The organism is Variovorax sp. efr-133-TYG-130, from assembly GCF_030208835.1.
Classification (GTDB): Bacteria; Pseudomonadota; Gammaproteobacteria; order Burkholderiales; family Burkholderiaceae_C; genus Variovorax.
On record NZ_JARVTD010000003.1, the window covers coordinates 545,855 to 559,406 of the forward strand.

Sequence of the window (13,552 nt, forward strand, 5' to 3'; positions counted from 1 at the left end):
CGCCCTGACTTAAGCGCCGCTTAAACGGCGCCCCCGGCGAAAGGGCTCAGGCGTGGGCCGGAAAGCGCACCAGCACCCGCAGCCCGCCCAGGCTGGGCGAGGCGTCGAGCGCCACCGTCGCGCCATGCAGCTCGGCGATCGACTTGACGATGGCCAGTCCCAGGCCGCTGCCCGGCGCCTGAGTCTCGCCCGAGCGGTAGAACCGGTCGAGCACGCGCTCACGCTCCGTCTCTGGCAGCCCGGGGCCGCTGTCGTCGACGCTGAGCTCGACGCCGTCGTCTCGCTTTGCGATGGCAATGTCGACGCGGCCCTCGACCGGCGTGTACTTGACCGCGTTTTCCAGCAGGTTGCGCAGCAGCATGCGCAGCGCCTCCGGCTGGCCGTTGACGACAGCGGCATCGGCATGGGTGATGCCGATGTCGATGCCGCGCGCCTGCGCCGCGGCCACCGCATCAGACACCGCGAGCCGCGCCACCTCGGAAAGATCGACCGGCTCCGGCGTGGCGCCCGCGGCCATGCTGGCCTCGTGGCGCGCCAGCGCGAGCATCTGCTCGACGAGGCGTGTGGCGCGGTCGATGCCCGCCACCAGACGGCTCACGGCAAGGTCGCGCGAAGCATCGTCGGGCGCGCGCTGCAACCCCTGCACCTGCAGCTTCAATGCGGCCAGCGGCGAGCGCAGCTCATGCGCGGCATCGGCGACGAAGTGCTTCTGCGCATCGAAAGCGTGGCGCACCCGGTCGAACAGCAGGTTCAGTTCCTGCACCAGCGGGCGCACTTCTTCCGGCAGGTTTTCCTCGCTCACCGGCGACAGGTCGTCGGCCTGGCGAGAAGCCACCTGCTTGCGCACGCGCGCCACCGGCGCGAGCGAGCGGCTCACCACCCACCACACGACCAGCATCAGCAGCGGCGCCATCAACGCCACCGGCGCGATGGTCCGCAACGCGAGCGAGCCGGCCATGTGACGCCGCGCCGCCATGTCCTGCGCCACCTGGATCACCAGCCCGCGCGTCTGCATCGAGAACACGCGGTACGTGGTGCCGCGCGCATGCACGTCGGCAAAGCCCAGCACGGCGAGCTGCGGCAGCGCCGCCTCCTCGGCGGATTCGAAGATGCGCACACCGTCGGCGGTCCACACCTGCACTACGAAATCGAAGTTCTGCTCGCCGGTGCCGATACCGCCGACCGTGGCGCTCGGCGGCAGGCCGGCGCGCAGCGACAGTGCCATCTGCTGCATGTGGTAGTCGAAGATGTCGTCGGCTTCGGCAAGCACCGTGCGGTAGGCCACCAGCGCCTGCGCGCCCGCCGCCAGCACGATGGCCGCGAGCAGGAACCACAGCAGCCGCGCGCGAAGAGAGCCGGTCAACGACCCGATGATTCCCCTCATGCGCGGCCCCTTGGCGAGGCGCCACGGAACCGGCTCTGCCGGGCCGCAGGCGTCGCCCCCGGAAGGGGGTTGGCGAAGCGACACGAAGTGCGCGCAGCCTGGGGGCGAGTCATAGCTTGGGCACCATGTAGCCTACGCCGCGCACGTTGCGGATCAATTCCGCGCCCAGCTTCTTGCGCAGGCCGTGCACGTACACCTCCACGGCGTTGCTGCTGATCTCGTCTTTCCAGCTGTAGAGCTTTTCCTCGAGCTGGGCACGCGACAGCACCATGCCGGGCCGCGCGAGCAGCGGCTCCAGCACGGCCCATTCGCGGGCCGACAGCACCACCGGCTGGCCGGCCACCGAGACCTCGCGCGTGGCCGGGTTGATGCTCACGCCCATGTGTTCGTACACCGGTTCGGCACGGCCCGCCGCTCGGCGCAGCAAGGCGCGGATGCGGGCCAGCAGCTCTTCGAGGTCGTAGGGCTTGAGCACGTAGTCGTCGGCGCCGGCGTCGAGGCCTTCGATGCGCTGCTGGACCGAGTCGCGCGCGGTGGCAATCAGCACCGGCATGCGCTGCTTGCGCGCGCGCAGGTTGCGCAGCACTTCCAGCCCGTCGCGGCGCGGCACGCCCAGGTCGAGCATCACCAGGTCGTACTGCTGGGTGCGCAGCGCCGAATCCGCGGCCTCGCCGTCTTTCACCCAGTCCACCGCGTACTGCTCGGCACGCAGCAGGTCGAGCACGGCTTCGCCGATCATCACGTCGTCTTCAAGCAAGAGGAGTCGCATGGTTGTGTGTCCGTTTCGGGGATTCGAGGCGCGGGCCTTCGCTAAAGTTCAGACGAGGGCGCGTCACAGCAGCGAACGCACTTCCCGCGCTGCTTCGAACAATAGCGGCAGCATGTCGCGCTGCAGGGCCTCTTCCTGGTAGCGCGTGCCCGACAGCACCATGTTCAGCGACGCCACCGTGTGGCCCTGCATGTCGCGCAACGGCACCGCCAGCGCCTGCACGCCCAGTTCATGTTCCTCGCTGGCAAAACAATAGTCGTCCTTGCGGGCACGGGCAACCAGCTGGCGCAGGCCACGCGCCTGGGTCACGGTGTGGGGCGTGAGCCGCGCCAGGTGGCGCCCCTTGAGCCATTGCGTGAACACGGTGGGCGCCATTGCGGCCAGCAGCACGCGGCCGGTCGAGGTCGCATGGGCAGGCAGCCGTGCGCCCAGGTGCAGGCCGTAGGCCAGCACGCGCGTCGGCGTGCCGTAGCTGCCGCTGCGCGCAACGATGACCACCTCCTCGCCGTCGAGCACCACCGCCGAGAAAGACTCGCCCGTCTGTGCTGCCAGCCGGTTCAGCGTGGGTTGCAGGGCACGCGGCAGGCGCGACGACGCGAGGTAGCTTCCCGAGAAGCGAAGCACCTTCGGCGCCATCCAGAAATAGCTGCCGTCGGTTTCCAGGTAGCCCAGGTGCGCCAGCGTCAGCAGGTGGCGGCGGGCCGCGGCGCGGGTGAGGCCCGCGCGCTCCGCGGCCAGCGTGGCGTTGAGCCGCTGGCGCTCGGTGTCGAAGCTCTCGAGCACCGCCATTCCCTTGGCAATGCCCTCGATGAAGTCGGCTCTGGCGATGGTCATTCGTCGTCGGGTCGTCGTTGGGTCGAAGTGTTGCGCGATCATCGCGCACGCGTTCGCATGATCGCACAGAGCATCTCGCGACGGCGCCACAGACGGGCGGGCGCGACCTACGCTCCACGAAACCATCCCGGAGACACGAACATGCGCACCCAGGTCGCGATCATCGGCGCCGGCCCCGCCGGCCTTCTGCTCGGTCAGCTTCTGCACAAGGCAGGCATCGACAACGTCATCGTCGAACGCCAGAGCGGCGACTACGTGCTCGGGCGCATCCGCGCCGGCGTGCTCGAGCAGGTCACCATGGACCTGCTGGCCCGCGCCGGCGTCGACGCTCGCGCCAAGGCCGAAGGCCTGCCGCACGAGGGCATAGAGCTGCTCTTCAAGGGGGCGCGCCATCGCATCGACATGCACGGCTTCACGGGCGGCAAGCAGGTCACGGTGTACGGCCAGACCGAAGTGACGCGCGACCTGATGGAAGCGCGTGAAGCCGAAGGCCTGAAGACGATCTACAGCGCGGCCAACGTCAGCCTGCACGACTTCGACTCGAACAAGCCGCGCGTGCGCTACGAGAAGGACGGCCAGACGCACGAGATCGAATGCGACTTCATCGCCGGCTGCGACGGCTACCACGGCGTGAGCCGCGCGAGCGTGCCGCCCGACGCGATCCAGACCTACGAAAAGATCTACCCCTTTGGCTGGCTCGGCGTGCTGGCCGACGTGCCGCCGGTGTCGCACGAGCTCATCTACGCGAACACCGAGCGCGGCTTCGCGCTGTGCAGCATGCGCAGCGCCACGCGCAGCCGCTACTACGTGCAGGTGCCGACCGAGGAGCGCGTGGAAAACTGGAGCGACGATGCCTTCTGGAACGAACTTCGCGCACGCCTGGACCCCGAGGCACGCGAACGGCTGGTGACCGGCCCGTCCATCGAGAAGAGCATTGCGCCGCTGCGCAGCTTCGTTGCCGAGCCGATGCGCTTCGGCTCGCTGTTCCTGGCGGGCGACGCGGCGCACATCGTGCCGCCGACCGGCGCCAAGGGGCTGAACCTCGCGACGGCCGACGTGGGCTATCTGTCGCGCGCATTGGAGATCTTCTACCGCGAGAAGTCGGCTTCTGCACTCGACCGCTACTCCGACCTGTGCCTGCGCCGCGTGTGGAAGGCCGAGCGCTTCTCGTGGTGGTTCACCTCGCTGATGCACCGCTTTCCGGAAACCGGCGCCTTCGGCCAGAAGATCCAGGAAGCGGAACTCGACTACCTGGTGCATTCGCACGCGGCCTCCACCTCGCTGGCCGAGAACTACGTCGGCCTGCCGCTGGAAGAGTTCTAGGCGGTGCGACCTTCGAGCGCCGCCTTCATCGCGGCGGCGCCCTGCACCATCATCGGCTCCACGTAGGCAGCCATGGCATCGGGCAGCACATCGGTGATTCACACGAAGCGGGAGCGCCCCGGACCCTCCGTGAACACCTGCGCCGATGCGTGGTGATGGCTGGCCTTGCCGCCAGCGACGGTGTAGGCCAGGCGGCGGTGCGTGTCGTCGATGCCGACCGGCACCTCGCGCGCCACGAGGCCGTTGGCGAAAGTCAGCACGCGTGCGCCTTCCGCATCGACGGTGCAGCCGGTGAGAAAGCCCGGTGCGAGCCGCACGTGCACCGCGTTGAAGTCGCGCAGTGCGTCCCACACACGGGCGGCCTCCGCCTCGACGATGAATTCCTTGTAGATGGTGGCCATGCCTAGCCTCGCTTCAGAGTGACGCGACCCGGCCCGACGGCTGGATCAGGCGCTCATCATCGAGAAGCGCTGCGATGCGGTCTTGGAAAATCTTGCGGTCGCCGCGTGCCGCCTTGCGGAAGCCGCTGGGCGACACGCCGGCCGCACGGTGGAAGGTGCGCACGAAATTGCTGAGATCTGCAAAGCCCACGTCGAGCGCGACCTCGGTCACGGGCCGGCCGTCGTCTTCGGCCAGCAGGCGCGCGGCACGACGCAGCCGCGAACGCACGAGGTACTGGTGCGGCGTGACGCCCAGCACCTGGGAGAACAGCCGCAGGAAGTGGAAGGAGCTCAGTCCGGCCTCGGCCGCCGCGCCGTCGAGGCCGATGTCGCTCTGCGAGTTGGCGTCGATCCACACCGCGGCATCGACCGCGCGACGGCGGTCTCGCGCCGCGGCCGTGGACGGCGGCGCGGACTTCCGGCGCCCGGACACGACCTCGACGAAACGGCTTGCGAACCACATGCCCAATTCGTCCAGGCCGGCATCGCCCTGCCCTTCGGCCGCGGCCTGGGCGAGTTCGCCGATCACAATGAGCTCGGCCAGCGGCGGCAGGCCGCCGGCGCGCCAGGCCTTCGAATCTCCGCCGATCAGGTCGACGAAGCCGGGCGACAGGTGGAACGCGAGGCACTCGTCGCCGCACACATGGTTGTCGTGTGTGCAGACGTATTCGTCGCCGGGGCGACCGACCAGCACCGAGCCGGTCACCAGTTCGTAGGCCCGGCCGCGCGTGCGGTAGCCGAAGCTGCCCTTGCGCACGTACGAGACCGAGTAGCCCTCGTGCAGTTCGGCAAAGGGCTGCGCGTCAGGCCCCGCGTCGCAGCGGTAGCTGGCGACGCTGATGGCGTCGGTCTTTGCTTCCGTGGTGACGAGCATGGCAGGCGCCTTTTTTCTGTCCCACGGAAACGATTGCCTAATCGACCGTTTGCATCGCCTGCCAGACACGCGCAGGGCTCAGCGGCATGTGCAGCCGCGGCGCGCGGGTGGCAAGGCCGTTGCGCGCGAAGGCGTCGGCCACCGCGTTCACGATGGCCGGCGTGGCGCCGATGGTGCCCAGTTCGCCCACGCCCTTCACGCCCAGCGGGTTGTTCTTGCAGGGCGTGGATTCGTCCATTTCCATGTTGAACATGGTGTCGACGATGTCGGCGCGCGGCGCGGCGTAGTCCATCAGGCTCCCGGTGACGGGCTGGCCGGTTTCGTGGTCGTACACCACCTGCTCGTAGAGCGCCTGCCCGATGCCCTGCACCGCACCGCCTTCGAGCTGCCCGCGCACGATCATCGGGTTGATGACGCGGCCCACGTCGTTGACCGAGCTGTAGGCCACCACGCTGATCTCGCCGGTGGGCGGGTCGATCTCGATCTCGCAGATGTGGCAGCCGTTGGGCCAGGTCGGGCCGGCCACCGTGCTGGTGGAGTCGACGAAGATCTCGCGCCCGGGCTGCTTGCCTGCGAGCGTGAACAAGTCGAGCTCGAGGTCGGTGCCGGCCACCATGAACACGCCGCGCGTGTAGGTGATGTCGTCGACGGCAGCCTCGAACTCCTGCGCCGCGAGCTCGCGCGCCTTGTCGATGGTGCGTTCCGCGCCGATGCGCACGGCCGAGCCGCCGGTGAAGAGCGAGCGCGATCCGGCGCTGCCGAAGCCGTCGCCGCGGTCAGTGTCGCCGAGCACCACGCGCACCTTGTCGATGGGCACGCCGAAGGCGTCCACGGCCAGTTGCGCGAGCGAGGTGGCAATGCCCTGCCCCATGGCGTTGACGGCAGAGAAGACCTCGATCACGCCATCGGCCTGCACGGACACCGTGACACGCTCCTCGAACACGTTGCCGCCCGTCCATTCGAGGAAGGTGGCAATGCCCAGGCCGCGATGCTTGCCCTGGCTGGCCGACGCGGCGGCGCGGCCCTCGAACCCCTGCCAGTCGGCCAGCGCCAGCGCCTGGTCCATCACCGACTCGAAGTTGCCGGTGTCGTAGGTCTGCGCCATCGGGTTCTTGTACGGCATCTGCTCGGGGCGGATGAAGTTGCGGCGGCGCAGCGCGATGCGGTCGATGCCGGTCTGGCGCGCGGCCTCGTCCATCAGCCGCTCGATGGTGAAGATGGCCTCGGGCCGGCCGGCGCCGCGGTAGGCGCCGGTGGGCGCGGTGTTAGTGAGCACCGCCTTGAAATGGAAGTCGATGGTCTGGATGTCGTAGACGCTGGTCTGCACCCAGGGGCCGATGAGCAGCTGGATGGCAACACCGGTGCCGGTGGCGTAGGCGCCCACGTTGGCGAGCGTCTTGATGCGCAGCGCCAGGATCTTGCCGTCGGCGTCCAGCGCCATTTCGGCGCGGGCCTCGATGTCGCGGCCGTGCGCGCTCGACAGGAACTCTTCGCTGCGGTCGGCCACCCATTTCACCGGACGGCGAACCTGAAGCGCGGCAAACGCGACCGCGATGTCCTCGGGGTAGGCGCCGGTCTTCATGCCGAAGCCGCCGCCGACATCGCCCACGACCACGCGCACTTTCTCCTTGGGCAGCCCGATGGCCGCGCACAGCGAATCGCGAACGCCGGAAGGCATCTGCGTGCTCATGCGGATGGTGAGGCGGCCCGTGTCGGCGTCTTGCGCGGCGAGCACGGAACGCGGCTCGATGGTCAGCGCAACCACGCGCTGGTTGTTCACGTCGAGCGCCACCACATGGCTGGCCTTGGCAAATGCGGCGGTGGCGGCCTCGCTGCTGCCGTGGCGCATTTCGGCGGCGATGTTGCCGGAGGCCGCTTCGCACAGCTGCGGCGCGCCTTCGGCAGTGGCACTGGCAAGGTCGACCACCATCGGCAGGTCTTCGTAGTCGACCATGATGGCTTCGCAGGCGTCGCGCGCCTGCTGCACGGTATCGGCCACCACGAGCGCCACGGCCTCTCCGACGAAGCGCGTGCGTTCATGCGCCATTGCGTAGCGCGGCGGGCTGGCGCTGTCGCTGCCGTCCGCGCGCTTGAAGCCCGCGGCGCCGGGCATCGGCTTGACGCCGGCCCGCGCCATGTCGGCCCCGGTGATCACGCTGAGCACCCCCGGCATGGCAGCCGCCGTGCTGGTGTCCACGGAAAGTATGCGTGCGTGGGGATAGGAAGACCGCAGGAAGACAAGGTGCGCCTGGCCGGGCAACGTGACGTCGTCCGTGTAGCGTCCGGCCCCGGCCAGCAGGCTTTCGTCCTCGAGTCTGCGCACTGCCTGGCCGCTGCCGAAGCGTGTGGGATTGGATTCAGTGGTCAACGTGGTCCTCTTGTGCTGATCCCGGCGCAAAACAGTTGCCAGCCGGATTCGCTGGTACCTGAGGGTACCGTGGCGAATGCAAGCTGTGGACTATATGGTCTTCGACGGGTCTTGTGGGTGTGTCGTGCCAGCGGTCGCTACGCTCCGGGCCTTTGCCTGATGGGCAGACCCGGGGCGTACGCAATTTTCCCCCAACTGGATTCAGTTTTCGATAAGCCGTGTATACCTGTGAACATGCAACAACTGCCTTGGCTCGAACCCGGAGACGCGCTGCCCGATCCCGCATCGGCATGGGGGGCCGCCGACCCGGTGCCCGGCCTGCTCGCGGCCGGCGGCGCACTGGATGTCGATACCCTGACGCAGGCCTACGCCAGTTGCGTCTTCCCATGGTTCAGCGAGGACCAGCCGATTCTCTGGTGGAGCCCCGACCCGCGCATGGTGCTGCAGGTAGCTGACTTCCACCTGCATCGCTCGCTGCGCAAGACCCTGGCGCGCTTTGCGCAGACGCCTGGCTGCGAAGTGCGCATCGACCATGACTTCGGCGCCGTCATAGAGGCCTGCTCGCGCTCGCCACGGGTGGGCCAGTCGGGCACATGGATCGTTCCGGACATGGTGCGGGCCTATACGGAGTTGCATCGCGCCGGCCATGCCCACAGCGTCGAGACCTGGATCGACGGCAAGCTGGCGGGCGGCCTCTATTGCGTGGCGTTGGGCCGCGCGGTGTTCGGCGAGTCGATGTTCACGCGCCGTCCCGACGCCTCGAAGATCGCGCTGGCGGCGCTGGTGGCGCTTTGCAGGCGCTACGGCGTGCAAATGATCGACTGCCAGCAGAACACACCCCACCTCGCGAGCCTCGGCGCCCGCGAAATGCCGCGCGGGCGCTTCGTCGCCCATGTAGCCCAGGCCCGGCAGGAAGAGGGGCCACAGTGGCGTTTCGAGCCCGTATACTGGACTGAACTCCTTTCCGCGCGACCTCATTCTCCCGATGTGACGACGTGACGCACCTCAAGGACCTTCCGCTTCACACCCTGCAGTTCTACGCGACGGCGCCCTATCCCTGCAGTTACCTGCCGGATCGCCAGGCCCGCTCGCAGGTGGCCACGCCCAGCCACCTGATTCACAACGACGCCTACTCCGACCTGGTGCTCAGCGGCTTCCGGCGAAGCGGCATGTTCACCTACCGCCCCTACTGCGACGGCTGCCGCGCGTGCGTTCCGCTGCGTGTGCTGGCCAACAGCTTCCACCCCACGCGCAGCCAGCGGCGCGCGGTTAAACAACATTCCGACCTGCAGGCGCGCGTATTGAAGCTGTGCTTCGTGCCGGAGCACTACCAGCTATACCTGCGCTACCAGAACGGCCGCCATGCCGGCGGCGGCATGGACCACGACAGCATCGACCAGTACACCCAGTTCCTGCTGCAGAGCAGGGTCAACTCGCGACTGGTGGAGTTTCGCGAAACACTGCCTGACGGCAGCGCCGGGGCGCTCAAGATGGTGTCGATCCTCGACGTGCTGAACGACGGCATCTCGGCCGTCTACACCTTCTACGAGCCCGACACCAGCGCCGGCTACGGCACCTACAGCGTGCTCTGGCAGATCGAGCAGGCGCGCAAGCTGGGCCTGCCGCACGTGTACCTGGGCTACTGGATCGAGCACAGCCCGAAAATGAACTACAAGGCGCGCTTTTCCCCGCACGAAGTGTTGGTGGACGGTTGCTGGCAAGCGCCCGGCGATTTCACAAGGTAAAATGGCGCTCGGTCATCACCGCAGAGCGCCATGAGAAAAAACCAATCAGACATTCCCGCCGTTCCCGTGATCCAGGTGATCGAGCGCATGTTCGCGCTGATCGATGTCCTGGCATCCCGCGAAGAGGCGATTTCGCTGAAGGAGATCAGCGAAAAGACCGGCCTTCACCCGTCGACCACGCACCGCATCCTCAACGACCTCGCGGTGGGCCGCTTCGTCGACCGGCCCGAGGCCGGCAGCTACCGCCTGGGCATGCGCCTGCTGGAGCTGGGCAACCTGGTCAAGGGCCGGCTCAACGTGCGCGACGCGGCGCTGGGGCCGATGCGCGAACTGCACAAGCTCACGCAGCAGCCGGTCAACCTGAGCATGCGCCAGGGCGATGAGATCGTGTACATCGAGCGCTCCTACAGCGAACGCTCGGGCATGCAGGTGGTGCGCGCCATCGGCGGCCGCGCCGCCCTGCACCTGACCTCGACCGGCAAGCTGTTCCTGGCCGCCGACGATCCGCAGCGCGTGCGCAGCTACGCCACCCGCACCGGGCTGGCCGGCCACACCCGCAACAGCATCACCCAGTTGCCAGCGCTCGAGCGCGAGCTGTCGAAGGCGCGCCAGTACGGCATCGCCCGCGACAACGAAGAACTGGAGCTGGGCGTGCGCTGCATGGCTGCCGGCATCTACGACGACCAAGGAAAGCTGGTGGCGGGCCTTTCCATCTCTGCCCCGGCCGATCGGCTGGACGAAGGCTGGCTGCCCAAGCTGCAGGCCACGGCCAACGAGATCTCTGGCGCGCTGGGGTTCAAGGATGGGGCTGCGGCCACCCCGGCGAACGGCAGCCCCTCGGCAGGCGCCTGACCCTGGCAGAACCCCAAAAGCAAACAGGCCCTGCGAAGGGCCTGTTTTCATTGGAGCGGGCAGGTCTAGCTCAGCCAGCGACCTGGTAGCCCACGTTGCGCGAAGACGCGGCCGGCGAGCCGGAGATCGAATGCGTGGCCTCGACCCAGCGGCGAACGCGCTCGGCGTCGGCAATGCGGCTGAACTTGCCGGCCGAATCCAGGAACACCATGATCAGCTTGCGCCCCGCCACCTTGGCCTGCATCACGAGGCACTGGCCGGCTTCGGAGATGTAGCCGGTCTTCTGCACACCGATTTCCCAATCGGGGCTCTTCACGAGACGGTTGGTGGTGTTGAACTGCAGGACGCGGTTGCCCACCTCCACCTGGTATTCAGGCGAGGTCGACAGCGAACGCACCGTGGCGTCTGCATAGGCTGCATTGACGAGCAGCGCCAGGTCTTGCGCGCTCGACTGGTTGCGGCTCGACAGGCCCGTGGGCTCGACGTAGCGCGTGTCCTTCATGCCGAGCATCTTGGCCTTGGCGTTCATGATGCTCACGAAGGTCGACAGCCCGCCCGGATAGGTACGGCCCAGCGCGTGCGCCGCACGGTTTTCGCTCGACATCAACGCCAAGTGCAGCAGTTCGCCGCGCGACAGCGTCGTGCCGACGGTCAGGCGCGAGCTGCTGCGCTTTTCGGTGTCGACATCGTCCTGGGTGATGGTGATGAGCTCTTCATTCGGCAGGTGCGCCTCGCTGATGAGCAGGCCGGTCATCAGCTTGGTGAGCGACGCGATCGGCAGCACGGCGTGGTCGTTCTTGCTGAACAGCACTTCGTGGGTGTCCTGGTCGATGACCAGCGCGACGCTCGACTTCAGGTCGAGCGAATCTTCGGTGCCGTGCAGGCCGGCCATCTGGCCGAAGGACTGGCGCGCGGGTTGTTCGACACGAACCACCGAGCGGCGCTGAACGGCCACCACGGTCTTGCCGTTCTTCTTGTGGATGGTGGCAACCACGTTGCGGCCACCACGAACGACCTTTTCTACTTTTTCGTTCTTCTCGGCCCGGCCGCCACGACTGGCGACGGCGGCGCCGCGAGCCGTCTTGGACGACGCGCTGCGCTTGGCCTCGACCGGCACAAAGCCCTTCTTGGCGGCAGTGGTCTTGGAGGCGGCGGGCTTTTCTTTTTTCGCTGCCTGGGCGCCAGGCAGCAAAAACGCCGTGGCGCAGAACGCGACGGCGATGAACTTGAGTGCGGGTAGAAACCGCTGGCTGGAAACTCGGCGGAGACGGGCTTCAGGCATTAATAAATCTCCAGCGGCGACAAACGAGGACCGCAGTGTATCGAAATCAAAAAAGGCACGCAATATCAGTTACTTGCATCCTCTTCTTCAATCGAATACCAAGGATCGCCTGAAAACCTAACCTTGTGCCGCAACTCTCTCAGCTTGGCTCTGTAACTTGTTGAGCGCACTCAAATAAGCCTTTGCCGAAGCGACCACGATGTCGGGGTCCGCCCCCACACCATTGACCACCCGCCCTGCGTTTTGTAACCGGACTGTAACTTCTCCTTGGCTTTCCGTCGAGCCGCTGATGGCGTTTACAGAGTAAAGAACCATCTCTGCGCCACTCTTGACGTGCGACTCGATCGCCTTCAGGGAAGCATCAACCGGGCCATTGCCGTCGGATTCGCCGGTGACTTCCTTGCCTTGGACGGTGAAGACGACCTTGGCCTGGGGGCGCTCTCCGGTTTCGCTGTGCTGGGAGAGAGAAACGAACGCAAACCGCTCACCAACGTTCGACACCTCCTCCGCGCTGACGAGCGCGAGGATGTCTTCGTCGAAAATTTCGGATTTGCGATCGGCCAGCTCCTTGAAGCGCAGGAAGGCGGCGTTGATCTCGCCTTCGCTCTCCATGGCCACGCCCAGCTCCTGCAGGCGCTGCTTGAAGGCATTGCGGCCGCTGAGCTTGCCCAGCACGATCTTGTTGGCCGTCCAGCCCACGTCCTCGGCGCGCATGATTTCGTAGGTGTCGCGGGCCTTGAGCACGCCGTCCTGGTGGATGCCCGAGGCATGCGCGAAGGCATTGGCGCCCACCACCGCCTTGTTCGGCTGCACCACGAAGCCGGTGGTCTGGCTCACCATGCGGCTCGCGGCCACGATGTGCTGGGTGTCGATGCGCAGGTCGAGCCCGAAATAGTCCTTGCGGGTCTTGACCGCCATGACCACTTCCTCGAGCGAGCAGTTGCCTGCGCGCTCGCCCAGCCCGTTGATGGTGCATTCCACCTGGCGCGCGCCGCCGATCTTCACGCCGGCCAGCGAGTTGGCCACGGCCATGCCCAGGTCGTTGTGGCAATGCACCGACCAGATGGCCTTGTCGCTGTTGGGAATGCGCTCGCGCAGCATCTTGATGAAGTTGCCGTATAGCTCTGGAATGGCGTAGCCGACGGTATCGGGCACGTTGATGGTGGTGGCGCCCTCGGCAATGACGGTCTCGAGCACGCGGCAGAGAAAGTCCGGGTCGCTGCGGTAACCGTCTTCAGGGCTGAATTCGACGTCGCCGATCTGGTTGCGCGCGAAGCGCACCGCCAGTCGGGCCTGTTCGTGCACCTCGTCGGGAGTCATGCGCAGCTTCTTTTCCATGTGAAGCGGCGAGGTCGCGATGAAGGTGTGGATGCGCCCGCGGGCCGCGCCCTTGAGGGCCTCGGCGGCGCGTGCGATGTCGCGGTCATTGGCGCGCGACAGGCCACAGACCGTCGAGTCCTTGATCGTGTCGGCAATCGCCTTGACGGCCTCGAAATCGCCGTTCGAACTGGCCGGAAAGCCGGCCTCGATGACGTCGACCTTCAGCCGCTCCAGCAGCTTGGCAATGCGCATCTTCTCGTCGCGCGTCATCGAGGCGCCCGGCGATTGCTCACCGTCGCGCAAGGTGGTGTCGAAAATTATGAGTTGCTCGGTCATCGTGGTTCTCCTTGGTTCGCTGCCA

12 protein-coding genes are annotated in these 13,552 nt (G+C 67.1%); 4 read left to right on the top strand and 8 right to left on the bottom strand.

The window, feature by feature from the left end; translation table 11 throughout:
• Positions 1 to 46: 46 nt before the first annotated feature.
• The 3 genes from QRN67_RS04610 to QRN67_RS04620 all read right to left on the bottom strand — a co-directional run bounded on the left by QRN67_RS04610 (position 47) and on the right by QRN67_RS04620 (position 2,987).
• A complete protein-coding gene (locus QRN67_RS04610; protein ID WP_285410773.1) occupies positions 47 to 1,384 on the bottom strand; it encodes an ATP-binding protein in 1,338 nt (445 codons plus the stop codon).
• 109 nt (positions 1,385 to 1,493) lie between these two features.
• On the bottom strand, positions 1,494 to 2,153 hold the full coding sequence (locus QRN67_RS04615) for a response regulator (RefSeq protein ID WP_285410774.1): 660 nt from the start codon (positions 2,151 to 2,153) through the stop codon (positions 1,494 to 1,496).
• Positions 2,154 to 2,216: 63 nt separating this feature from the next.
• Positions 2,217 to 2,987: an IclR family transcriptional regulator domain-containing protein gene (locus tag QRN67_RS04620; RefSeq protein ID WP_081266324.1), complete on the bottom strand. Its 771-nt coding sequence runs from the start codon at positions 2,985 to 2,987 to the stop codon at positions 2,217 to 2,219.
• A gap of 141 nt (positions 2,988 to 3,128) precedes the next feature.
• Between QRN67_RS04620 and pobA the strand changes: the two genes are divergently transcribed.
• Positions 3,129 to 4,310 (top strand): 4-hydroxybenzoate 3-monooxygenase, encoded by a 1,182-nt coding sequence (gene pobA / locus QRN67_RS04625; protein ID WP_285410776.1) that lies wholly within the window; start codon positions 3,129 to 3,131, stop codon positions 4,308 to 4,310.
• 98 nt (positions 4,311 to 4,408) lie between these two features.
• Here the strand turns inward: pobA and QRN67_RS04630 are convergent, their stop codons facing one another.
• Genes QRN67_RS04630 through QRN67_RS04640 form a run of 3 tightly spaced genes read right to left on the bottom strand, consistent with a single transcriptional unit; the run spans position 4,409 to position 7,992 of the window.
• Complete coding sequence (locus QRN67_RS04630) at positions 4,409 to 4,711, bottom strand: SRPBCC family protein (protein ID WP_285410777.1); 303 nt, start codon at positions 4,709 to 4,711, stop codon at positions 4,409 to 4,411.
• A gap of 13 nt (positions 4,712 to 4,724) precedes the next feature.
• Positions 4,725 to 5,624 carry an AraC family transcriptional regulator gene (locus QRN67_RS04635; protein ID WP_285410779.1) on the bottom strand — a complete coding sequence of 300 codons (900 nt, stop codon included), beginning with the start codon at positions 5,622 to 5,624 and terminating at the stop codon, positions 4,725 to 4,727.
• A 37-nt stretch (positions 5,625 to 5,661) separates the two neighbouring features.
• Positions 5,662 to 7,992: a xanthine dehydrogenase family protein molybdopterin-binding subunit gene (locus tag QRN67_RS04640; RefSeq protein WP_106934324.1), complete on the bottom strand. Its 2,331-nt coding sequence runs from the start codon at positions 7,990 to 7,992 to the stop codon at positions 5,662 to 5,664.
• Positions 7,993 to 8,226: 234 nt separating this feature from the next.
• Here QRN67_RS04640 and aat point away from each other — a divergent pair, with 234 nt between their 5' ends.
• Genes aat through QRN67_RS04655 form a run of 3 tightly spaced genes read left to right on the top strand, consistent with a single transcriptional unit; the run spans position 8,227 to position 10,589 of the window.
• On the top strand, positions 8,227 to 8,991 hold the full coding sequence (gene aat, locus QRN67_RS04645; RefSeq protein WP_285410781.1) for a leucyl/phenylalanyl-tRNA--protein transferase: 765 nt from the start codon (positions 8,227 to 8,229) through the stop codon (positions 8,989 to 8,991).
• Positions 8,988 to 9,737, top strand: coding sequence for an arginyltransferase (locus QRN67_RS04650; protein ID WP_285410782.1), 750 nt, complete (start codon positions 8,988 to 8,990; stop codon positions 9,735 to 9,737). The genes aat and QRN67_RS04650 overlap by 4 nt, the downstream gene beginning before the upstream one ends.
• A gap of 30 nt (positions 9,738 to 9,767) precedes the next feature.
• On the top strand, positions 9,768 to 10,589 hold the full coding sequence (locus QRN67_RS04655; protein ID WP_081266317.1) for an IclR family transcriptional regulator: 822 nt from the start codon (positions 9,768 to 9,770) through the stop codon (positions 10,587 to 10,589).
• Between the two features lie 70 nt (positions 10,590 to 10,659).
• On the opposite strand, the gene QRN67_RS04660 is transcribed toward QRN67_RS04655, so the two are convergent.
• On the bottom strand, positions 10,660 to 11,871 hold the full coding sequence (locus QRN67_RS04660; protein ID WP_285410783.1) for a serine hydrolase: 1,212 nt from the start codon (positions 11,869 to 11,871) through the stop codon (positions 10,660 to 10,662).
• 117 nt (positions 11,872 to 11,988) lie between these two features.
• Positions 11,989 to 13,527: a 2-isopropylmalate synthase gene (locus tag QRN67_RS04665; protein ID WP_285410784.1), complete on the bottom strand. Its 1,539-nt coding sequence runs from the start codon at positions 13,525 to 13,527 to the stop codon at positions 11,989 to 11,991.
• Between the last annotated feature and the right edge of the window lie 25 nt (positions 13,528 to 13,552).

Coding starts and splice junctions, on each gene's coding strand:
- QRN67_RS04630 (WP_285410777.1), bottom strand. CDS start 4,711: ATGGCCACCATCTACAAGGAATTCATCGTCGAGGCGGAGGCCGCCCGT.
- QRN67_RS04660 (WP_285410783.1), bottom strand. CDS start 11,871: ATGCCTGAAGCCCGTCTCCGCCGAGTTTCCAGCCAGCGGTTTCTACCC.
- QRN67_RS04620 (WP_081266324.1), bottom strand. CDS start 2,987: ATGACCATCGCCAGAGCCGACTTCATCGAGGGCATTGCCAAGGGAATG.
- aat (WP_285410781.1), top strand. CDS start 8,227: ATGCAACAACTGCCTTGGCTCGAACCCGGAGACGCGCTGCCCGATCCC.
- pobA (WP_285410776.1), top strand. CDS start 3,129: ATGCGCACCCAGGTCGCGATCATCGGCGCCGGCCCCGCCGGCCTTCTG.
- QRN67_RS04655 (WP_081266317.1), top strand. CDS start 9,768: ATGAGAAAAAACCAATCAGACATTCCCGCCGTTCCCGTGATCCAGGTG.
- QRN67_RS04635 (WP_285410779.1), bottom strand. CDS start 5,624: ATGCTCGTCACCACGGAAGCAAAGACCGACGCCATCAGCGTCGCCAGC.
- QRN67_RS04615 (WP_285410774.1), bottom strand. CDS start 2,153: ATGCGACTCCTCTTGCTTGAAGACGACGTGATGATCGGCGAAGCCGTG.
- QRN67_RS04665 (WP_285410784.1), bottom strand. CDS start 13,527: ATGACCGAGCAACTCATAATTTTCGACACCACCTTGCGCGACGGTGAG.
- QRN67_RS04610 (WP_285410773.1), bottom strand. CDS start 1,384: ATGAGGGGAATCATCGGGTCGTTGACCGGCTCTCTTCGCGCGCGGCTG.